We start from the raw sequence: 22218 nt of genomic DNA on the forward strand, positions 1-22218 counted from the left end.
GGCTGTGGCCGTGGGCCATCGTCAGGCGGCTTTGGCGGTGATGTGTAGGGGCTGATTTTCCTCCTCGATCATGGGTTGGTTGAGTTCGGCCATGCCTTCGATCTGCATGTATCGGTGCTGGAGCTGCCACTCGTCGTTCTGCTCCATCAGCACAGCCCCGACGAGGCGGATGATGCTGTCTTCGTTCGGGAAGATTCCGACGACGTCGGCGCGGCGCTTGACCTCCTTGTTGAGCCGCTCGAGCGGATTGGTTGAGTGTAACTTCGTGCGGTGCTGGGTGGGGAAGCCGGTGTAGGCGAGCACGTCGGTTTCGGCCTCGTCCATGCAGGCGCCGAGCTTGGGCCAACGGGTGCGCAACTGGTCGGCGACCTGTCGCCAGACCTGCGTTGCGCTTTTCTGATCGGGCTGCAGGAAGACCTGGCGGATCGCGGCGGCGACGACAGTGTTCTGGCCCTTGGGCACATAGGACAGGGCATTGCGCATGAAGTGCACCCGGCAGCGCTGCCAGGTGGCGCCCATGACGCGGGTGATCGCGCCCTTGAGGCCCTCGTGAGCATCGGAGATGACCAGCTTCACGCCGGTAAGACCGCGCCGAACAAGGTCCTTCAGGAAGTCGGACCAGAAGACCTCCGCTTCCGAGGGGCCGATATGCAGGCCGACGATCTCGCGCCGGCCCTCGGTGTTGACGGCCATGGCGATTATTGCGGCAACGCTGATGATCCGCCCGCCTTCGCGTACCTTGAGATAGGTGGCATCGAGCCAGAGATACGGCCATTCGCCGGTGAGCGGGCGTTTCAGAAAGGCATGGACGCGCTCGTCAATGTCCTTGCAAAGCTTGGAGACGGTGGACTTGGAGATGCCGGTCATGCCCATGGCCTGGACGAGTTCATCGACCCGCCGGGTGCTGACCCCGCCGATCCACGCTTCCTGGATCACCGCAACCAGCGCTTTCTCGACCATCTTGCGGGGCTCAAGGAAGCCCGGAAAATAGGACCCAGCACGCAGCTTGGGGATTTTCAGGTTCAGCGTGCCTACCCGGGTATCCAGCGAACGGTCGCGATAGCCGTTGCGCCAGGTCGCGCGCTCGCTGCTGCGTTCGTGGCGACCCGCGCCGATCAGGCCATCAACGTCGGCCTCCATGATCAGCTGCAGCACGTTCTCGGCGATGGTGCGCAAAAAATCCGGTTGGCCGCCCTTTGCAGCCAGCTCTTCGATCAGTAATCTGTCCTCGGTCATCGGGAACTCCTCTTCGTCACGGTTGAAGTGTGCAAACTCCACCATAACGATGAACCCGGTGGCCACCAGCGACGCCGCATTCCGGGGTGGGGCATGCCCCACCCCGGAATACACCATCGCCTACACCGGAAATTACACCACGAGCGCGGACGCTAACCGATGGCGTCTCTTGCGAATGTTGGCAGCAATGGCTGGACCAAACTTATCCACCCAGCAGCGGATGGTCTCGTAAGTCACGTCGATACCGCGTTCAGCCATCAAGTCTTCAACATCACGCAGGCTCAGCGTGAATCTGAAATACAACCACACTGCCTGGCGGATGATGTCGGGGTGAAAGCGATGACGCTTGAATGAAAGAGGCTGCATAACTGCCAACTTAGCTCCAAATATCTCAAGTTTGGAGAACAGTTAGCGTTTGCCTGACAGCACCCGGCTCACTATGATGTTTCATTGCCATTTGGTGAGCTGTCTTATCTTGGCTATTACGGGGACTCATTTGCCGACAGTTGTCGCGGTGACTATACCGCATTGAATGTCTATGCGGTCGGCGACTGCCCTGAAATCAGAGCCCTCAATCCTGGAATAGATTTGGATCCACTTAACGGGACCAGCATCAAGTCGACGTCACACGAATTGCGATTGCAAGGCGAGTCATTTGACGGCGCTTTGGATTGGATCATTGGCGCCTACTACTCGCATGAAAAAATCGACCAGAAATACACGTCGTTTTTCTTAGATCAGATGCAGGAAGCGGTTAGCGTTGGGGCTTTAGGTCAGCCTGTATTCAATGAACTGAATTTCGCTGCGGGCGGAGCGAATTCCGTGCTCGATTACGCTGCGCCGCGTGCGCAGCAGAAGGGCGAATCGTTTTCGATTTTTACCCACAATGTCATCGAATTGAGCGATAGGCTAAGCCTTATTGTTGGCGCTCGATACGTGGATGAATCCAAGAATGCTAAACTTTCAGAGCAAGTGCCCGGTCAACACAATGCATGTTTCGGGACCTTCAACAGTCTGGCAGGCTATCTGGCGCCAGGCGGGGCATATCACCCAACTGATGGTTTCTTTGGTGCTGGTGGCCCGGGTCGGCTGGCAGCGGCTGTGCAGACCAATTGCTGGATTTTCACTTCACCATTCTTTGATCCAAGTGATCCAAATAGTTTCTTCCAGCAATTCGTTGGCGATCCGGTCACTAGTCCGTTTCTTCAATTCATCCCGCAACCATTTGACCAGAAGTTCGGTGATGACCGTCTAACCTATACTCTAAATGTCAGGTATGAAGTTGCCGATCGGACGTTTCTTTATGGTGGCTACTCTCAAGGCTTCAAATCAGGCGGTTTCAATCTTGATGTATCTTCAGCATCTGGCGGAGCTGACCCGACGTTCCGGTCTGAGAAAGTTGACGCGTTTGAGCTTGGCTTGAAGTCAAGGTTCCTGGGTGGCAGGGCCTGGGCAAATATTGCGTTGTTCCATACCAATCTGAAAGATTTTCAGGTGTTAGAATTTGATGGGACTCGGTTCAATACATTCAACACCGACAAGGCGTTAAGCACGGGGGTGGAAATTGAATCTGGCTTTGACCTTTCAGACGCAGTGACCTTGAACCTCGCAGGTTCCTATACGGACGCGCGCTATCCAAGCGATTGCGCAAGTTTTGACCCCACGGATCCCAATTTCACACCGGCGGCGACTTCGCTGTGCGGGACCAGGTTGACCAATGCGCCTGAACTGGTGCTGATCGGAGGACTTGATTTCAACACCGAGATTGGCAATGCAGGTATGTCAGTGTTTGGCGGCGCAACGGTGCGGTACGAGTCCAAGCGTCGTACCAGCACCCGCCCGACCGAATTGCCGGCCACGGCAGGGGCGTTGACAGAGGATGATGTGCGCGCTGCGGTAGCAGCAGCACTGCCTTTGCCGCAGGACATTCAGCCCGGTAACACGAAAGTCGATCTCAGATTCGGTTTCGGCGCTGCCGACGGGCAGTTCACAATCGAAGCTTGGGCGAGGAACGTTTTTGACACGCGCACCCGGTTTGTCACGTTCAATATCCCGCTAAGAGGATTTGGCGGCTCGCGAGCTCGTGGTGCGTTTGTTCAAGAACCGCGCACCTATGGCGTAACGGCCCGCGCGAAATTCTAGCCGATCCATTAATGAAGAGGAACGAGAGCCAGTTGATATTGGGCAATATCTGTCTGGCTCTCGCTTTATTACAACTGCTGGCTCAATCGAGTTTGCTCAAGAACAACTGGAATATTACGTGAAAGAGTATCCAAACCTCTACATTGGTGGACAATGGGTGTCGCCGCATTCCGACAATATGTCGACTGTCATAAATCCGTCGACGGAAGAAGTTTGTGCGAAGATCGCCAGCGGTGATAAAGCCGATGTAGATGCTGCGGTTAGGGCTGCGCGGGAGGCATTCGATTCATTTTCGCAATCAAGCAGGGAATCGCGCGTCAAGCTGTTGCGAGATGTTGTAGCGGGCATTCAGAGCCGCGCTGACGAATTTGCTGAGGCAATCAATCAGGAGATGGGCGCACCCTTATGGTGGGCGCAGCAGGCTCAGGTTCCAGCTGGAATTGCCCATTTCGCCACAGCGGCTGATGTTCTGGAAAAATTCAAATTTGTGGAAGCGAAGGGCACCACTCACCTCAGACGTGAGGCCATCGGTGTTTGCGGCATGATTACACCTTGGAACTGGCCGCTCAACCAGGTCGCATGCAAGATTGCCGCGGCATTGGCAGTGGGATGCACGGTTGTACTTAAGCCTGCCGAGCAAACACCGCTCGATTCTATTTTGCTGGCTGAGGTCATTGATGCCGCTGGTGCCCCCCCCGGCGTTTTCAATCTTGTCACGGGTTCAGGATCAGTCGTTGGTTCGGCGCTTTCGGACCATCCCGAAGTCGACATGGTCAGCTTCACCGGATCGACGCGGGCTGGGGCAATGGTCGCCAAGGCAGCCGCAGATTCGATCAAGCGCGTTTCGCAAGAGCTCGGCGGAAAATCAGTCAATCTGGTCTTGCCCGACGCTGACTTGCAAGAATCAGTCGTGCGGGCAGTGCGCAGTTTGATGTCAAATGCTGGGCAGACCTGCAGTGCCGGATCAAGGTTGCTTGTGCCAGCAGACAGGCAAGAAGAAGCGATTGCGATCGCCAAGCAAACGGCAGAGTCAATACCGGTCGCATTATCTGCTGATGCAGACGCTCCGGCAATTGGGCCTATTTCCACTCAGCGGCAATATGAGCAAGTCAAGAAGCTTATTGGCGTTGGCATTGACGAAGGAGCGACGCTCGTAACTGGCGGCGTCGAGAGCCCTTCGGGCGCAACCAAGGGCTTTTTTGTTAAGCCTACAATCTTTGCCAATGTAAACAATGCTATGGCTATCGCTCAAGAGGAGATCTTTGGCCCGGTTCTAGTCATCATCGCCTATGAAGATGTCGATCAAGCTGTTCAGATAGCAAATGACTCACCATATGGTCTTTCCGGCTACGTCCAGGGGCCGCATGAGCAGGCGGTTGAGGTCGCATCCAGGATCAGAACGGGGCAGGTTTTCATCAACAACGCACACGCTGATTTCAATGCTCCATTTGGCGGCTTCAAGCAGTCGGGCAACGGGCGAGAATGGGGCGAAGTTGGTTTTGACGAATTCTTGGAGTACAAGGCAGTTCTGGGTGCAGAAGTTGGTGCCTGAAGCTGGGGCGCAGGAATTGCCATCGAGAAATGACAATCCCTCGCTTGGGGGCAGCGTTGTAGGCAAACCAAAATTACCGTTTGGCACCCGTATCTCTTACGGTATCGGGCACATGGCATTTGGGATCAAATCCAATGGCTTTGATTACTATTTGCTTGCGTATTACAGTCAAGTTCTAGGTCTGGATGCAAGGCTGGTCGGCATGGCCTTGCTAATCTCACTAGTGTTTGATGCCGTCAGCGATCCGATCGTGGGTTATTGGTCAGATAACACCGAATCTCGCTGGGGGCGGCGCCACCCATTTCTTTTTGCCTCTGCAATCCCTGTCTCATTGAGCTTTCTTTTGGTCTGGTCGCCCCCAGAAGGTTGGTCGGAATTGGCAATGGTCGGTTACTTGTTGGTCCTGTCAATCATTATCCGCACTGCAATATCCTTTTTTGAAACGCCGAACGTCGCCTTGGCTCCGGAACTGACAGAAGACTACACAGAAAGAAGCAAGCTCATTAGCCTAGGGCACTTCTTCGCCTGGTCGGGCGGCAATCTCATGAATGTCGCAATGTTCTTTGTCGTATTTCCGATGTTTGCATCAGCAGCCATGTCCGAGGCTGTTAGCCTGCGAAAACCTTATGAGATCTATGGGATGCTCGCTTCGGCACTGATTCTGGTTGCCATCTTGATAGCCGCGTTCGGCACTCAATCGCGAATTCCCTACCTCAATCAGGCGCCGCCGAAGCGCAACATCACGCTGCGATTGATATTCAAGGAGATTTTCGAAACCCTGTCCAACCGCGCCTTCCTTGCAGTGTTTCTGGCGGCGATTTTGGGAGCGGTTGCATTGGGGCTGAAGGCTTCCTTGCACCTCTATTTCGTTTCCTATTTCTGGGAATTCACAGCGTCCGAGACAGGCTATCTGTCCCTGGGAATATTTGTATCGGCAGCGATTGGTTTTGCGCTTGCCCCCGTAGCGACAAGACATCTTGGCAAGAAGAGGGCTGCCATCATCTTGGGTATGGTGGCGCTTCTGGCGCACCCGATACCCATCTGTCTCAGGCTGCTTGATCTATTGCCGCCAAATGGCGATCCGTTCATTTTCTGGTTCAACCTGATATTTGGAATTGTCGATCTCGGCCTCATCATCTGCTTCAACATCCTTGTCGCTTCAATGCTTGCCGATCTCGCTGAACAAAGCGAGCTGGAAACTGGGCGTCGGTCAGAAGGGGTTTTGGCTGCGTCCATCACCTTTGCAAAAAAGAGTGTTCAGGGGCTTGGGATCTTGATCGCGTCTTTTGTGCTCTATCTGGCGAGCTTTCCAAGACAGGTCGACGCGAGCGCAGTCCCCGACGAAGCCATCTGGAGTTTGGGTGCGTATTATGTGCCCATAGTGACGGGTATTTATCTCGTCATGCTTGCTGTGCTGATGAACTACAATATCAGTAGGGAATCCCACGAGGAAAATTTGCGAGAACTGAAAATGAGAGCCGCTGCAAGTAGCCCTGAATCGCCGAAGTACGACGCTCATCCAGATGCTGGCAGTGATGGCAAGGGTGCAGCCGCAGGAAAGTGACTGGCGCTTGAGCGGCCAAGTTATGACCACACGGTTCTGCCAAGACTAGCGAACTGGCCGCAACTTGATTGGCAGGTTCGACGGGTCGTTTCTCAAGCCCAGGCGTTGCGAAGCGTGATACGAGACGAGGGCTGGATTTATATCAGTTACAGTCCTTGTGAACTGCCGCCCAACGTCCGCAATAGCAAGTGTGTAACCGTGGTGGATCCGTTTACCTACCGGCTGTCGAGGTGCCGGGAAAGTGGCAACACTGATCCGTGCACTTCTCAATCATTTCATCGCGCTTGAGCGAAATTGCACATAATTCGAAAAAGAATGTCAGTGACCATCTAGCTCACCTGCGACTATTTTGAGTTGTCAAAATGAAGTGCCAGATTAGCCCCAACATTGGGATTTTGGACTGCTGCGCAAGTGTGCCTAGTGACTTTGTATCGCTGCACACCAATATGGGTAAGGAACCGAGGGATGCGCAAATTCGACTTTGTCGTGGTGGGAGCTGGATCTGCGGGATGCACAGTTGCCAGTAGATTGTCAGAGAATGGAAAGTATCAAGTTGCTCTCCTCGAAGCTGGAGGATCTCATAATAATCCGCTGATTTCGATTCCATTCAACTTCGCCTTCACGGTCCCCAAAGGCCCGCATAACTGGAGCTTCGAAACCGTGCCACAGGAGGGGCTGAATGGTCGGCGCGGATATCAACCGCGCGGCAAGGTGTTGGGTGGTTCTTCTTCAATAAATGCGATGGTATACATACGCGGCGCCAAGGAAGATTATGAGCACTGGGCGGCATTGGGGAATGAGGGTTGGTCATACGAAGAGGTGCTGCCATTCTTTAAGAAGGCGCAAAACAGGGTTAAGGGTGCGAACGAATATCACGCGCAGGGCGGCCCCCTAACCGTGTCCCCTCCGCGCAGCCCCAACCCGCTCAACGACATGTTCATTAAGGCTGGCATGGATTGCCAGCTGCCTTACAATGAGGATTTCAACGGCGAAACTCAGGAAGGCATTGGCTATTATGAGTTGACGCAGGATCGCGGCAAGCGCTGCTCAGCCGCGCTCGCCTATGTTACGCCAGCTGAAAAGCGCAAGAATCTAACCATCTTCAAACAAGCATTTGTCGAGAAGGTTCTGGTTGAAAACGGTCAGGCGACCGGCGTGATGGTCAAGTTAAACGGCAACTTGCAGCTAATCAAAGCCAGGCGGGAGGTCATTCTTTCTTGCGGCGCGTTCCAAAGCCCACAGTTGCTGTTGCTTTCGGGCATTGGCGCCAAGGACAAGTTGGATCCGCATAAAATCAAGGTGGTTCATGAACTTCCTGGTGTCGGAGAGAACCTCTACGACCATGTAGATTTCTGCTTAATGTACCAATCTGACAGCGAGCATGTTCTGGGCAAAAATGCGCGCTCGGTGTTTCGTGTTGCGTGGAACCAATTCAAATATTTTGCCGGAAGGCGCGGTATTTTGACGACGAACTTCAATGAATCTGGTGCCTTCTATTTCACCAATCCGGATGAGCGTTCGCCGGATATTCAGCTGCATTTTGCCTTCACATTGGTCGATCAACACGGACTAAAACGGCACGGCCGCGGCGGATTTAGCTGCCACGTTTGTGTCCTCAGACCCAAGAGTCATGGTAATTTGACTTTAGCCGACGCAAACCCGGCAACGCCGCCGCTCATCGATCCAGCATTTCTAAAGGATGAGCGTGACGTCGCAACGTTGCTTGCCGGAGTCAAACGCGCGCAACAAATCTTACAGGCTCCTGCATTCGATGAGATTAGAGGCAAGCCGGTATATGCGACCGCCAGCAATAATGATGATGAATTGATCGAGGACATTCGAAACCGTGCCGATACGATCTATCATCCGGTTGGCACCTGCAAGATGGGTCCGGACAGTGATCCGATGGCGGTTGTCGATTCATCACTTAGGGTGAGGGGCATCAGGAACCTACGCGTTATCGATGCCTCGATCATGCCTTCTATTGTATCGGGAAACACAAATGCGCCTACCATCATGATCGGCGAAAAAGGGGCGCAAATGATACTCGATGAAGCCGAATCTTACACCTAGCGCAATCGATCAACCAGGCGTCCATCCAGAATTGATGCAAGCTGAAGGAACGCCCCGGTGTGCAATGCGCGCCGCAGATCAGGCTTGAGGACAATGTGCAGACGCCGGGTGTGGAGTTCAACGCTGGAAGGTCGTGATCGTGTGGGCGCAATCACAGACACCAGGTTAGCGTATTAGTCTTGTGCCGATTTGAGCAAAAGTTGCAGCGAAGGATTAGAAAGGTTGGGATCGTGGATAGGGCAAGAGCTATTGCAAAACTTACGGCACCCGGAAGAAAGTATGAACTGCAAAATGTCTGTGTGAATGGAAACGAGGTAAAGTGGTTCGTAAACGCACCCACCTCGCTCAGACAGCTGATTAGCGAAGCGCGCTGCGAGAAGACATTTTTTGTCTATAATGATGAGCGCTACACGTTTGAGGAATTCTATCAGCGTGCGTCAAATCTGGGCAGACGCCTGATCGATGACTATGGAGTCAAACCTGGCGACCGGGTCGCAATTGGCCTTCGCAACTACCCTGAATGGGCGCTCGCATTTGCGGCGATAACTTCTATCGGAGGGATCGTCGCGGGGCTCAATGCATGGTGGGAATCGGACGAGCTTGAGTATGGCATTAGGCATATCGGGGCAAAGGTGGCCATAGTCGACCAGGAACGGCTTGACAGAGTCAAACTCCAAAGTGGTCTTGATTTTCTGACTCTTATTTCGGTCCGTTCAGAGCCATGTGACCGTGCCACACCCATCGATCAGCTTCTGCGTCAGCACGGCGAGCTTCCCGATATCCAAATCGAACCCGATGATGATGCGGTCATCTTGTTTACATCGGGATCGACTGGCCACCCCAAAGGGTCCGTCTCGACGCACCGCAACATCATTGCGGCGCTCTTGTCCTGGGAGCTTGATCTGGCAGTTTTGGCAACAATCCACGGTGGCGCGCCCAAAGGGCAATCGAAGCCGCATTATCCGGACGCAGCCTTGCTTGGCATGCCGCTTTTTCACGTCAACGGACTTCTTGCTGTATTGCTGACCAGTTTCCGCAGAAAGCGGAAGACTGTTGCGATGTACAAATGGGACCCGAATGTCGCTGTCGAGTTGGTTGAGGCAGAAAAAATTGTCAGCTTTGTTGGAACGCCCGCAATGACGGGAGACCTTATGCTGGCGGCGCAAAAGCAGGATAAAGATGTGAGCAGCTTGCTCGCCGTGGGTGGCGGCGGATCGGCGCGCGCTGAATCTCAAGTGAAGGGCATTGACGAGACATTCAAGAATGCAAAGCCGCACACCGGATGGGGGATGACTGAAACCAACTCGATCGGCACGTCGATCGGTGGCGAAGAATATCTAATGCGACCATCCAGTTCGGGCAGGGTGAGCGCGGTTCTTGAGCTCGGAATTGTTGACAGCGACGATAACTTTGTAAAGGCCGGAGAGCGCGGAGAATTGCTTGTTCGAGGAACCTCGGTGATTCACAAATATTGGGACCGACCAGATTCGAGCGGCGATTTTCTGGAAGGTGGTTGGTTCAGGACGGGAGATATCGCTTATCTCGACGAAGATGGATATCTCTACATCGTAGATCGGTTGAAACAGATCATAATTCGCGGTGGCGAAAACATTGGTTGTAGCGAAGTAGAGTCAGCTTTGGCAGGTTATCCGTCTATCATTGAAGCGTGTGTTTATGGTGTGCCTGATGAGAGGCTCGGCGAAGAAGTTGCGGCCACGATATACGCTGACAATCAGGTAGATGTTGCGGCATTGCAAGAAAGTTTGAAAAGCAAGCTCGCCAATTTCAAGATCCCGAAATATGTCCGGATTTCGGAGACCCCTCTGGCCAGAATTGCATCTGGAAAAATCGACAAGAAATCGATCCAGAAAGAGCATGTTCTCGAATTGGATACCAAAAAGACTTAGGACAATACCAGAGCTCTCAACACGAAAGCGGAAATCTGGCACCATACTCTATTGCACTTGACAGCGCACTAAACCTTTCTGCGATAATGAGGCGTATGGCACCCAGTTATTATGGCTGCACAATATGCTGCCTATTGTCGGTGCTCGGTTATTGTTCTGTCTTGAAGTCTGCGCAAATTTTCTTCGAAGTCCTCTTTGCTCAATTTGTAACTAGTCAAGGCGCCAATCATAACAAGATAGATCGCGGTCACGATTGGAACGAAATACGCGCCAAGATCCCAAATCGCCTGGTCCGAGACATCATCAACGCTCACCCCTTTTGGGAATTGTGCAAGCGTCAGTACGAAGGATGCCATCAACACACCCAAGCCCTGAACGCTCTTTTTCGCAAAAGTTATGGCCGCGGCCAATATCCCTTCAGAGCGCCGCCCGGTTTCCAGTTCTGATTGCTCTGCCAAATCGGCAAGCATCGAGGCGACCAAAATATTGAAACAAATTATTAGGCCAAGATCAACGATCCCAAAAATCAGGTTAAACCAGAATATGATCGGATCGCCGTTAGCCGGGAGCATATCAAACAGGCGCATACAAATAGGAATTGGCGCCGCCACAAACGCCACAAGCCCCACAATGATCGCGCCGTTCTTTTTGCCCATACGCTCAGAAACGAATGGCGCAATCTTAAAGCCGATAAAGGCCGACAGGAAAATCCCGATAGAAAGATAGCCGGTTTCCGCGGGCGTGAATTCCCAGAAATAGGAAACAAAATACAGATGCAAAGAGGCTTTGAGACCCAAACCCATAGCGCCGAGCATCGAAGCGGCAAAAATCGATACGAACGAGCGATTGGCAAGCGTTTCAAAAATCTCTTTGAAGATTTTGGGCACTGTAAGTTTGCGTTGTTGGGGCGGGCTATAAAGCGTTGGAATTCTTGAATGCGTGCCCGCCGATGACACCATAATAGAGATAAAAATCAACACCGAAGCGATAACGCCATAGGCAGTGTAAGGCGCCCGCGAGCTTACTGCCTCGGACATGGAGCCGGTTACGAAAAGTGGAAAGACAATGAAGAACATGGCGATGTTCATGAAATTGCCGCCCGACCAGGCAAAGAAATGAGCGTAGCTGATGAGCCTGCTTCTATCGTTGTAATCCTGAGTCAATTCAGGCGCCAAAGCTATATTGGGCGTTTCAAAAAATGTGATGCCGGTCCGTATCAAGACGGATAAACACAACAGATACCAAAAAGTCTCTGTGTCAGAGAAGCTTTCGGGGGGCATCCAAACTAAGAAAAAACACAGCGCAACCGGAATCGCAGCTCCATACATGAAAGGATGCCGGCGCCCCCATCTGGAGCGCAGATTATCCGACCAATAACCCACCAATGGATCGCTTACCGCATCAAAAAGCAGCGATATAAACAGAGCCAGCCCAACCAATCGGGGATCCAGGCCCACAACCTGGCTGTAAAACGCCAAGAGGTAATAATCGAAGCCGTTGGATTTGATACCAAAGGCCATAGCGCCCATCCCGTAAAAGACGCGCGTGTGCCAAGGAAGCGGTGGCGTAGGAATTGGCGATTGCGAGATTGGTTCTAACGGTGGATTAACGATCGCCATGCCAATCTAATTTTTGATTTCTGAGCCGAGGACAGATTTGTATTCCAGAAATTCATCAAATCCAATCTCGCCCCATTCACGGCCATTGCCTGACTGCTTATAGCCGCCAAATGGTGCGTTGAAATCCGCATGGGCCGCGTTCACGAAAACTTGGCCCGTGCGCATCTTTCGAGCCACTTCGACAGCTTCTTGATGTTCGCCCTGAACATAGCCGGACAAGCCATAGGGCGAATCATTGGCGATCTCGATCGCGTTATCAACCGTGTCGTATGCAATGATGCTCAGCACAGGTCCGAATATCTCTTCTCGTGCAATTGTCATATCATTGCTGACATTTGAAAAGATCGTTGGCGCAATAAAATAGCCGCTCCTAACACCATCGGGCCTGTCTGCGCCGCCGGTTTCCAGCTTGGCGCCTTCTTTGACACCTTCTGAAATCAGCCGCACAATTTCTGCATGCTGACGTTTCGTCGCAATCGGGCCGATAGCCGGCGCCGGCGCATCCCAACTTGTCGCCAGCGGGATGGATTCGGCGACCTCAACTGCAATTCTAGTGGCCTCTGCCACTTTGTCTGACGGAACCAGGAGGCGCGTGCCCGCTGTACAAGTCTGGCCCACATTACTCATAATCCCTTGAACAGCCCTGCCAACAGCATCCTTCAAATCGGCACTTGGCAAAACAATATTGGCTGACTTGCCGCCAAGCTCGAGCGATACTCTTTTGATCGTATCCGCCGCTGCCTTTGAGACGTTGGCTCCGGCCATCGTAGACCCAGTAAAGCTGACCATATCAACATCTGGATGCTCAGCTATGGACGCACCCACTACTCTACCAGGTCCATTGACAAGATTGAACACACCAGGAGGCACACCAGCTTCGTGGATAACCTCAGCCAGCAACAGTGAATCCAGGGATGTTTGTTCAGCCGGCTTCAGAACGATCGTACAGCCTGTTGCCAATGCCGGCGCAACTTTGCACGCAACCTGGTTCAACGGCCAATTCCACGGAGTGATCAACCCGCAAACGCCAATGGGTTCGCGTCGTATGGCTGTAGTGCCTTGAATCTTCTGAAACTCAAAACTCTCCAGAACTTTGGCCGCGGTTGAATAATGGGCAATGCCGGCCGGGACTTGCGCCCTGCTTGACCACCAAGTTGGTGCTCCCATTTCCATGCTAATTGCTTCTGAAAACTCGTCAGCTCGAGCTTTGATTCCAGCCGCAATCCGTTCCAACATGGCCCTGCGATCTTCAACGCTAGATTGGGAAAACTCCTTGAACGCCTCCCTGGCTGCTGCCACCGCACGAGCGACATCATCTTCTCCACCGCCAGCAACGGTTGCACAAACTGTTTCGGTGAGGGGATTCACAACCTCAAATATTGACGGATTCAATGGATCAACCCATTCGCCGCCGATATACAGTTTGCTGTGTATTTTCATTTGATATGCCTCTTCTATGTGCTGCTTGCTCAGTCAAAAAAGTTGCGATCAGACTTTCGCCTGATCGCTAGTCTTTGCTCACCAAATTCCCAGCATCTGGTAGAGCGGAGAGTTCTACTAAAACTTGCCGCGCAGGGTCAGTCCATAGGTCCGTGGCTCTTGGACAAATGCACCACGTGCTCGCTGGCCAGAGAATCCTCTAAGCGGAATATGGAATGTCAAAAACCTTGTCCGCACATCAAAAAAGTTGCGAGCCCAAGCCTCAATGGTGAACTTCTCATTTGCAGTTCTAAAACCAAGGCGAAGATCCAACTTCGCGTTCGATTTCTGGATATCAAATGGTGCCGCAATGGCGGCTGCCACCGCGTCCCGTACTTGAGCTTCGGTCGTCAGACCAAAGGTCGCAGGTCTTTCAGTAGGCAAAGTACTGGTGCGCCTTTTTGATTCATAACGAACCGAGAAACCTGCGAACATCGAGGCGCCGCTTGTGTTAATCTCGGTATCAACATTGGCACCACCAATCACAACCAATTTTGGCGCATTCGTGAATTGCTGACCGCACAATGCAGTGACAGAGCCGTTGAAATTCGCATCTGTCGGATCAAATGTGGTGCAATCATCGGGATATTTGGCGTCTGTATAAGTGGCAGCCAGGTTTAGGGATAATGCGTCAGACAACGCATAGGCTGATTCAAATTCCACACCCTTGGAGCGCGCTTTATCGACATTGAATGTGCTAAACCTTGTGCCATCAAATTCCAGCACCTGAAAATCCGAAAGATCAGAATAGAACAAGGCAATATTTGCCCAGGCCCGGTTGTTCAGGAATACGGATTTGAAACCCAATTCAAAGGCATCAATTTTCTCTGAGCGGAATCGCGGATCTGCACCGCCAACCGCAGCGGAAACATCAAGGTTAAATCCACCGGACTTAAATCCATGCGTAAATCCACCATAGACGAAGGTTTGATCTGCAACTTCGTAGCTTAAATTTGCAGTATAGGTGAGCTGGTCATCCTTGAAATCTCTGTCAAATGGTTGTGGGATTAGATTCAAGTATGAAGTCACAAATGTATTTGCCGCGTTCGTATTTGCAAATTGGGTGAAGAAATTATTTGGGTCGCTAGGATCATATAGACCGGAATTGAATATCCAACAGTTCGATTGAACAACTGATGCCAGTCGTGCGGGTCCCCCTGCGCCAAAGAAACCATTCGTCCCATTGTACAGACCAAAATTAGGTGAAGTTAAGCTTGTCAAATTGTTGAATGTTGCCTCGCAGGCGTTGTGCTGTCCGGGAACTTGGTGGCCGACTTGGGCATCTTTCTTTTCAGTGATGTATCGAGCACCAAGCGTCAGATTTAGCCCGTCAGTAAGCTCCAGCACATTGTGAGTGAAGACCGAAAAAGAACTGCCATCTTGCTGTGCCCTTGGCGCGGCATAGTCGCCAGCTGCATCTACGCCGTTAGAAGCAAAATTTAGCTCATTGAAATCTGCAAAACCAAACGAACCGACGCTAACGCCCGCCTGCATATCCCGCAAAAATACCAAAGCATAACGTTGATCGATCTTCTCATGCGAATAGTATGCCCCAATTAACCAATCCAAACTGTCTTCAAAGGCATTCCCTTGAAGCCTGAGCTCATGCGATGTCGACTTAATCGTGGTGCCGTTTAGCGCATCCAAGTCCACATTTGGTAAGATAGCTTCAGCTTCGGGGCAGGGACCAACAGCGTATATTTCAAGCGAAGTGTAATCGCCGCGACAAGAATCAGCATTCGATTCGCCATAATAACCTAGATAAGAGAGGTTTGCGAAAGGCAATTCCACATCATACGTGGCGCCAACATTCCAACCGTTATAAGGGTTGGTATAGTTGCTGTCGTTCGCCAACCCTTCTTTTAGGGCTCGGCGACCAACAAAGTCAGCCCCTGCTGTTCCGCCAAATGCAGAAAATGGTGCCGAGTTAGCCTGAATAAAGGGTGAGTGATTCAACCACACCGCCGAACAACATTGATCATCCCCTCGAGAATAACCAGCAAATAGACGCAAAACGCCTGCATCTTCTAAGTCAAATAGCAACTGTCCGCGAACGGAAGATCGGTCTATCGAGCTAGAATCATATCCGTCCGGGCCAATAACATATCCATCACGCACAGCATGCGAGCCAGAGACCCGAAGAGCTACTTTTCCTTCAGAAACCGGAACATTAAACCCGCCGCGAACCTTGAACAGATCGTAATTGCCGGCGGAAACATCGAAGAATGCTTCTGTATCATCAAGGTTTGGCTTGTTGGTCTTTATGACCAAAGCGCCTGCCGAAGTGTTGCGACCAAAAAGCGTACCCTGCGGGCCCCTTAGGACCTCAACTTGCTGAACATCATTCAATTCACCAAGGACCGCACCTGGGCGCGGGATGTAAAACCCATCCACAAATGCGCCGACCGAACTTTCAATACCAATATTGTTACCGGTGGTTCCAATCCCGCGCAAACGAAGCGTCAGCCCGCCAGTCGTACTCTCCGAGGAGTTCATCTGGTAGCTAGCGGCGGCCCGCTCCAAATTTGTAATGTCTGAAACGCCGGTACGCACCAACATTTCGGCATCTACGACTGTAACGGCAATCGGCGTCTCAACAATGGACTGTTCGCGCTTTGTAGCGGTGACGATTATTAGATTTCGGTCGCTCTCTGGTTCGCTCTGCGCTTGCGCAGAAGGGGCCTCCTGCTGAATATCATCATTTGCCGATGCAATCCCAGGCGCGCCCATATAGCCAAGGGCGGATGCAATCAACCGACATTCCCCAAGTGGCCTGCCGCTTGACTTCAAGATCGCCTGATTTTGCTCGCTGGGCAAGCGTTTTTCGCCCCGAGCGGTGTCTGTCGTCGCGCAAACGGCCGAAGTCGGGTGGATCAAGCCTCGAACCCGCAGCATTCTGGCCCGGCAGAGCCGCTTTTCCGCGCGGCAGACGGACCTGTCCTGCCGCTTTCGTTCAGCTTGGGCATGGATCGTGGTCATGCGCATGACGGAGGCGTTCGAAGACGGCGGATGGCGGCAAGGACGGCCCGCACCATCGGGCCGGTGACGGCGACCTCGGCCAACTGGAAGGTAATGGCGCGGGCGTGGCGGACGACGCGGGCGCCGATCTTGATCAGCTTGAGTTGCAGGCTGGTCAACGACCAGTCCGCCATGGCCTCGGGCAGTTCGATGCAGCGCAGGAAGGTTGCCAGGTTGTAGGCCAGCGCGTGCAGTTGCAGCCGCACCTCGTTGTGCCGGAACTTCCGGCATGACAGCCGCGTCCAGCGAAAGGCATATTTGCCTTCCTTGATGTGCTGCTCTGCGGTGCCGCGCTGGTTGTAGAACCTCACCACCCAGTCTGGCTCCATCGGCAGGTTGGTGACGATGAAGCCGACTTTGGGGAACAGCTCGCCCGGATGCCATTCGATCTTGGCGATGACGCGGCGCGGCTTGTCCCAGGACGCCGCCTGATACTCGAAGTCCTCGAAGAACCGTTTGACCTTGGTCAGCGAAGGCCGTCCCACGGGCCGTGTCAGCCGATGCGCGATCTTCTCGCGCAAGACGGCGTTGGCGGGCAGACGGATGGCGTAGAAGAACCTGGCTTCTTCCAGCCGCATATAGATCGCGGGGATCGCGTAGGCAGCGTCGGCCCGGAAGAAGCGTCCACCAAGGTCGCGGCCAGCATATCGGGCAATGACGGGATCAAGGACATCCCGCCAGCCATCGGCGCTGTGGACATTGCCGTTACGCAGGGCGCAGCGCTCCAGCATGCCAAACTGGTTGAACAAGAAGATGGGGTGATAGCAGGTGCAGTCGAAATGCCCGTTCCAGGCAGCACCTTCCTGATCGCCGTGGGTGGGGCTGACCGAGCTGTCCATGTCCAGCACGATGTATTTCAACCCGTTGCGGTCATGAAACCGGTCGATCCATTGGCCGTTCAGATCGGCCAGCGCCGCCCGGTTCGCGGCCAGAGCCAGCGTCTCGGTCTCGAACCGTCCCATCTGCGATGCCGAAGCAGCTTGCGCCTCGACGGCCCTGCCGCCAACGACCTGACGCATCACGGGATCGAGGGCCAAGCGGTCGGCATCGTTCACATCCTCGTATCCGGCCAGTCGTCCGAACACCGATTGCCGGAACAATCCGTCAAGCCGATGGAGCGTGTTCTTCCCGGTGCGGCTGTCTCGCAGCGCCTCCGACGCCAGATTGGACAGGCCGAGCACGTCATCAAGCTCGCGCATCACCAGCAGGCCACCGTCTGAACTGATCTGCGCACCACGGAACTCCAGACGCACACGGCGGTCGAAATCAACCCGATCTCCCCGCGCCAAGCCCGCACCCTCCAGGTGATCCATGAAACGCGCCCCTCGCAGCCGTCAACGCCATGATTTATATGCGAAATATCACGATTACGACAGCGAAATCAGCGACTTACTTGGAGAATGTGGGATCAAAGCAAATCTTGAGGTTTTGCCCCAAAAATCAGATTGATCGCCCAAGTTTAGTTTGTTGTGATCGTTGTTGCTCAAGATACCCTCCTCAGGTGCCGCAAAATAATTTTGCTTATTTCTATAGCTATCAGAGCACGTTCACGGAGGTATGATCATAATGATCAATTTTCGACAAATTCGATCTGCCACACATTCCAGTTGGAAAACCTAACACAATGCCTTCGTGGCTTCGCCCCATTGCGCGTACTTCAACAGATTCACACCTTCAATCGGCTTAAATTGAGATATTGGTGCCGCCGTAAAGCCCTGCAAACAGCTAGAAATCGGCCAAGAGAAAGCTTGCAATGTCTTCAGCATAGTTGGCGATATCCTCGCGAGCAGCTCTGCATTCGTCTAAAGTTATTGCTGTCTCAAAGGTATTATTTTCCGGATATTCCATCTAGGTTGCGCGTGGGCGGTTTGGTCAGGCGTTGTTGAGATGCCACCCACAATGTACTTATGAGTCCCGGTCAAAGCCCCTTTAATCACTCGATAGCTTGCTAATGACCGGCATTTATCGAGCTTCTTGTTCGCAAATTATGAGGACCGAGCTCATCAAGACTTCTTATTCCCATCAGTTTCATATCTCGTTCTATTTCTGTCCTCATGTTTCCAAGGGCGCGTTCAACTCCAGCTTGGCCTGAGGCAGCCAATGCATACAGATAGAATCGTCCTCCTGATACCGCTTTTGCCCCCACGGAAAGCGCTTTTAGGACATGAGTGCCGCGCTGCACTCCTCCTTCACAGATCACATCAATCTTGTCTCCAACCGCATCACAAATTTCTGCCAGCTGATCAAAAGGCGCACGAGCGCCGTCAAGTTGACGTCCACCATGATTGGAAACCATAATTCCTGTGCAACCAATTTCGACAGCTCGTAGCGCATCCTCAACACTCATGATGCCCTTCAAAGCGAATTGCCCTCCCCATTGGGAGCAGAGTTTTTCAGCGTCGTCCCAACCCATCGATTGGTCCAGCATAGTGGAGAAATAGTCTCCAACGGATACTGCCAAATTTGTGCCCTGTCCCACGTGACCAGATAAATGGGGCATGTCGAATTTCTCTTTCGTCAAGAAATTCCAAGCCCACATCGGGTGGGAGGCAAAACTAGCCAAGGAAGATAGAGTCAGCTTTGGAGGAGACTTGAAGCCGGTGCGCAAGTCTCGTTCACGATTTCCTCCCGTTATTGTATCCACGGTTAAAGCCATGACCTCAAAATTTGCATCCCGTGCACGCTCCAAAAGTGTATCGTTAAGGTCGCGATCCTTGTGGAAATAAAACTGAAACATTTTGGGGCCCGATGCGATCGGGGCGATTTCTTCCGCTGAAACCGTTGCTAACGATGAGATCCCAAACATAGTGCCATATCTTGTCGCGGCTCTTGCAACAGCACGCTCTCCCTCATGATGGAACAAGCGCTGCAGCGCGGTTGGAGCACAATAGAAGGGCATGGCTAGTTTTTGCCCCATCACCTCGACGCCCATATCAATTTGTTCGACGCCTCTTAGTACATTCGGAACCAAGTCCACGTCTTCAAATGCTGCGCTATTTCTGCGGTATGTCACTTCATCATCAGCAGCGCCATCAATGTAATGGAAGATGGGACTAGGGAGACGTTTTTTCGCTAATCGGCGGAAATCTTCAAAATTATGACAGTCTCTAAGGCGCAACTCAATATTCCTTGATTTTGGCTCGCGTGTCAAAGCACCCAACGTTTGTTAAGTGTCCTTTTTGCGGTTTCATTCTTTCGTCATCCTCGCGCATTACAAATTGTGAAAACCTGATTGGCATTCGACTGCTGGGGTTTCGGGCTTTGTTGCCTACACCTAAGAATATTGAAAAATGGCCAAATATTGAAATCTCTGCACTTATCACTCTACCCAAACTACCATGAGAGTCTTTGACGAATTGCTTCAATAATTGTCAGTTTGGTGCGGCCAGTCAGTCAACTTCGGGTGCGGTCCCATGCGAAAAATGACGGATAACCGCCATTATGTGAAATGTCGGAAAGTGGGCCGCTAACAGAAGGACCGCTTTTGAAAAATCCAGGCGCCAAGCGGTCTCCGCGAGATCAAATCCATATCTCTAGGACCGCTAGTCGAAAAGATTGAAATCGAAAGGGAAGTTTAGATCGTCTCCATAAGCAGAAGACGCCACTGCGACTCAAAGCCTCACCTTGCCTTTGAACTACTTAGCCACTAGTGTTCCACGAATGTTCTCGGAGGCAGATCATGTCTGACAACAGCGCAATCGAATGGACCGACGCCACTTGGAACCCGGTGACGGGCTGCACGAAGATTAGTCGAGGCTGTGACAACTGCTACGCTGAAAGATTTTCTGAGCGGTTCCGTGGAGTTCCGGGCCATCCGTTCGAAAGCGGTTTCGACCTTACACTTAGACCTGCTCGGTTAGAACAGCCACTTGGCTGGCGACGTCCCCGAATGATCTTCGTCAACTCGATGTCAGACCTATGGCACAAGTCAGTTCCGTTCGAATACGTCGATAGAGTTTTCGATACGATGGAGAAGGCCGATTGGCACGTTTATCAGCTCCTGTCGAAGCGCAGCTCTCTCATGTCGAAGTACCTCCGAAAGCGGTATCGAGATCGGCCCTGCCCTCAACATATTTGGTGCGGGGTTTCAGTCGAGGATGCCCAAGCTAAAAGTCGAATTTTGCACCTCCAAGGCTCGCAAGCGGGCGCGCGTTTCCTGTCGATTGAGCCATTGATCGGCCCGGTGGGAGAATTGGACCTCTTTAATATTGACTGGGTGATTGTGGGCGGAGAAAGCGGTCCGCGGGCAAGGCCAATCGATCCCCGTTGGGTTCGAGAGGTGCGAGACCAATGCATAGAGCAAGACGTCGCCTTCTTCTTCAAGCAATGGGGTGGGTTCAGGCCCAAGGACGGTGGAAGGAAACTCGACGGGCGAGAATGGAACGACTTCCCCCAAAAATTCAAGGCTGCGGTGGAGAATGCTGACTAATGGCTCAGCCTCCGGTGCTGCCGCGAGAGTACCACGATCGCGAGCAAACGTTCGTCAAGCACATTATCTTGCGAGGCTATTTGCAAAAAGTCGCTTATAATATCCTCTCGGCGTGGGACGACTTCACATTCGTTGACGGTTTTTCAGGTCCTTGGGAGGCGAGGTCAGAAGAGTTTGCTGACACATCATTCGGCATAGCGATCAGGGAGCTCCGAGAGGTTCGGGAGTCCTTCCGCCTTCGCGGAAAAACGAAGTGTTTGCGCTGTGTATTCGTGGAGAAGGAGGCGGAGCCCTTCGAACGCCTCAATGGCGCCGCTGGAGGCGCAGCGGACCTTCACGCCCGCGCCATCCACGGCACGTTTGAGGACAATATCCCGGAAGTCCGTCGTTACGTTGGCTCCTCATTTGCACTGACGTTTGTAGACCCAACCGGGTGGAGCATCGACCTCAGCCGCATCGCTCCACTCCTAAGACAACGGGGGGAGGTGCTCATCAACTTCATGTACGAGCATTTCAAAAGGTTTGTGGAGGACGAACGTCCCGAAATACGCGCTTCGTATGACAAGCCCTTCGGCGGCTTGCCTTGGCGCAAGATGATTGACGAAGAGATGTCCAACGGCCTTTCTAAGGAAGAGGCCATTCTGGAGGTCTTCAAAACCGCAGTGAAAGAGGTATGCGGTTTCGACTACGTCGCTAGCGCCCGCATTCGTCATCGCAAACTGGACAAGTCGCATTTTTATCTCGTCTACGGCACGCGGCACCAGAAGGGCTTGGAAGTATTCAGGCAAGTTGAACGCACAGCCCTTAGCGCAGAGGAGTTCTTCCGAATTGAAGCGAAGGACCGCGCAATCTCCGCGACTGGGCAACAAGGACTCTTCGAAGATTTGCCGCACAATGCAGAAGAGACTGCAAAGGTTCATTGGCACGAGGAAGTGCGAAAGGCGCGCATGTGGAGCGAGCAATTTATTGGCGGGGAAGCTGTGGTTCTTTTTGAGGTGCTGGCAAGGCGCATCCAACAGCGCTTCTCTGTTACCCTTCCGGAGTTGAAAGACCTGCTGGTGGATATGAAGAATGAGGGGCTGATCGAGTTTGACGGCCTAACGGGCCAACAAAGAAAGCCACGCCCTGGCGTAACCGTCCGTCGAACCGAGAAGCTTGAAAACGCAGTGCAGAACTGACGCGATCCCAATCCTGGCGTT

Annotated in this window: 14 protein-coding genes and 1 pseudogene; 8 read left to right on the plus strand and 7 right to left on the minus strand. The window is 52.8% G+C overall.

Annotated elements, in window-relative coordinates:
- Positions 1–21 precede the first annotated feature (21 nt).
- A complete protein-coding gene (locus AN936_RS13090) occupies positions 22–1236 on the minus strand; it encodes an IS256-like element ISSpma2 family transposase (protein ID WP_006954973.1) in 1215 nt (404 codons plus the stop codon).
- Positions 1237–1398: 162 nt separating this feature from the next.
- A pseudogene (locus AN936_RS13095) lies at positions 1399–1602 on the minus strand (IS6 family transposase); the annotation flags it as partial.
- Positions 1603–1686: 84 nt separating this feature from the next.
- Between AN936_RS13095 and AN936_RS24165 the strand changes: the two are divergent.
- From AN936_RS24165 to AN936_RS13120, 5 genes are all read left to right on the plus strand, one after another.
- Entirely contained in the window at positions 1687–3378 is a 1692-nt protein-coding gene (locus AN936_RS24165; RefSeq protein ID WP_149037666.1) for a TonB-dependent receptor domain-containing protein, read from the plus strand.
- Between the two features lie 118 nt (positions 3379–3496).
- Entirely contained in the window at positions 3497–4930 is a 1434-nt protein-coding gene (locus AN936_RS13105; RefSeq protein WP_054588536.1) for an aldehyde dehydrogenase family protein, read from the plus strand.
- A complete protein-coding gene (locus AN936_RS13110; protein WP_234715566.1) occupies positions 4911–6494 on the plus strand; it encodes an MFS transporter in 1584 nt (527 codons plus the stop codon). Before AN936_RS13105 ends, AN936_RS13110 begins: the two co-directional genes overlap by 20 nt.
- Positions 6495–6959: 465 nt before the next feature.
- A complete protein-coding gene (locus AN936_RS13115; protein WP_054588537.1) occupies positions 6960–8567 on the plus strand; it encodes a GMC family oxidoreductase in 1608 nt (535 codons plus the stop codon).
- Positions 8568–8797: 230 nt separating this feature from the next.
- Positions 8798–10474 carry a class I adenylate-forming enzyme family protein gene (locus AN936_RS13120; RefSeq protein WP_158500088.1) on the plus strand — a complete coding sequence of 559 codons (1677 nt, stop codon included), beginning with the start codon at positions 8798–8800 and terminating at the stop codon, positions 10472–10474.
- A gap of 131 nt (positions 10475–10605) precedes the next feature.
- Here the strand turns inward: AN936_RS13120 and AN936_RS13125 are convergent, their stop codons facing one another.
- The 4 genes from AN936_RS13125 to AN936_RS13135 form a co-directional block, all read right to left on the minus strand.
- Entirely contained in the window at positions 10606–12093 is a 1488-nt protein-coding gene (locus tag AN936_RS13125; protein ID WP_054588539.1) for an MFS transporter, read from the minus strand.
- Positions 12094–12099: 6 nt separating this feature from the next.
- On the minus strand, positions 12100–13533 hold the full coding sequence (locus AN936_RS13130; RefSeq protein WP_054588540.1) for an aldehyde dehydrogenase family protein: 1434 nt from the start codon (positions 13531–13533) through the stop codon (positions 12100–12102).
- A gap of 117 nt (positions 13534–13650) precedes the next feature.
- Positions 13651–16557 carry a TonB-dependent receptor gene (locus tag AN936_RS24170; RefSeq protein WP_084758339.1) on the minus strand — a complete coding sequence of 969 codons (2907 nt, stop codon included), beginning with the start codon at positions 16555–16557 and terminating at the stop codon, positions 13651–13653.
- The gene (locus AN936_RS13135; RefSeq protein WP_012112698.1) at positions 16548–17903 is read right to left on the minus strand and encodes an IS1380-like element ISPme1 family transposase; all 1356 of its coding nucleotides are present in this window, start codon (positions 17901–17903) and stop codon (positions 16548–16550) included. Before AN936_RS13135 ends, AN936_RS24170 begins: the two co-directional genes overlap by 10 nt.
- Here AN936_RS13135 and AN936_RS25080 point away from each other — a divergent pair.
- A complete protein-coding gene (locus tag AN936_RS25080; protein WP_158500090.1) occupies positions 17902–18039 on the plus strand; it encodes a hypothetical protein in 138 nt (45 codons plus the stop codon). The genes AN936_RS13135 and AN936_RS25080 overlap by 2 nt on opposite strands.
- A 499-nt stretch (positions 18040–18538) precedes the next feature.
- Here AN936_RS25080 and AN936_RS24175 read toward each other — a convergent pair whose 3' ends face one another.
- Positions 18539–19750 carry an alpha-hydroxy acid oxidase gene (locus tag AN936_RS24175; RefSeq protein WP_322787085.1) on the minus strand — a complete coding sequence of 404 codons (1212 nt, stop codon included), beginning with the start codon at positions 19748–19750 and terminating at the stop codon, positions 18539–18541.
- Positions 19751–20269: 519 nt separating this feature from the next.
- Between AN936_RS24175 and AN936_RS13140 the strand changes: the two genes are divergently transcribed.
- On the plus strand, positions 20270–21019 hold the full coding sequence (locus AN936_RS13140) for a DUF5131 family protein (RefSeq protein WP_054588541.1): 750 nt from the start codon (positions 20270–20272) through the stop codon (positions 21017–21019).
- A complete protein-coding gene (tcmP, locus tag AN936_RS13145; protein ID WP_054588542.1) occupies positions 21019–22197 on the plus strand; it encodes a three-Cys-motif partner protein TcmP in 1179 nt (392 codons plus the stop codon). The genes AN936_RS13140 and tcmP overlap by 1 nt, the downstream gene beginning before the upstream one ends.
- Positions 22198–22218: the final 21 nt, after the last annotated feature.

Source organism: Sphingopyxis macrogoltabida (genome assembly GCF_001307295.1).
In the GTDB taxonomy this organism is placed as follows: domain Bacteria; phylum Pseudomonadota; class Alphaproteobacteria; order Sphingomonadales; family Sphingomonadaceae; genus Sphingopyxis; species Sphingopyxis macrogoltabida_B.

Bases quoted from the DNA above. Each gene is read 5' to 3' on its own strand.
- AN936_RS13090 (WP_006954973.1), bottom strand. From the start codon at position 1,236: ATGACCGAGGACAGATTACTGATCGAAGAGCTGGCTGCAAAGGGCGGC.
- AN936_RS13115 (WP_054588537.1), top strand. From the start codon at position 6,960: ATGCGCAAATTCGACTTTGTCGTGGTGGGAGCTGGATCTGCGGGATGC.
- AN936_RS13125 (WP_054588539.1), bottom strand. From the start codon at position 12,093: ATGGCGATCGTTAATCCACCGTTAGAACCAATCTCGCAATCGCCAATT.
- AN936_RS13130 (WP_054588540.1), bottom strand. From the start codon at position 13,533: ATGAAAATACACAGCAAACTGTATATCGGCGGCGAATGGGTTGATCCA.
- AN936_RS24170 (WP_084758339.1), bottom strand. From the start codon at position 16,557: ATGCGCATGACCACGATCCATGCCCAAGCTGAACGAAAGCGGCAGGAC.
- AN936_RS25080 (WP_158500090.1), top strand. From the start codon at position 17,902: ATGAAACGCGCCCCTCGCAGCCGTCAACGCCATGATTTATATGCGAAA.
- AN936_RS13135 (WP_012112698.1), bottom strand. From the start codon at position 17,903: ATGGATCACCTGGAGGGTGCGGGCTTGGCGCGGGGAGATCGGGTTGAT.
- AN936_RS13140 (WP_054588541.1), top strand. From the start codon at position 20,270: ATGTCTGACAACAGCGCAATCGAATGGACCGACGCCACTTGGAACCCG.
- tcmP (WP_054588542.1), top strand. From the start codon at position 21,019: ATGGCTCAGCCTCCGGTGCTGCCGCGAGAGTACCACGATCGCGAGCAA.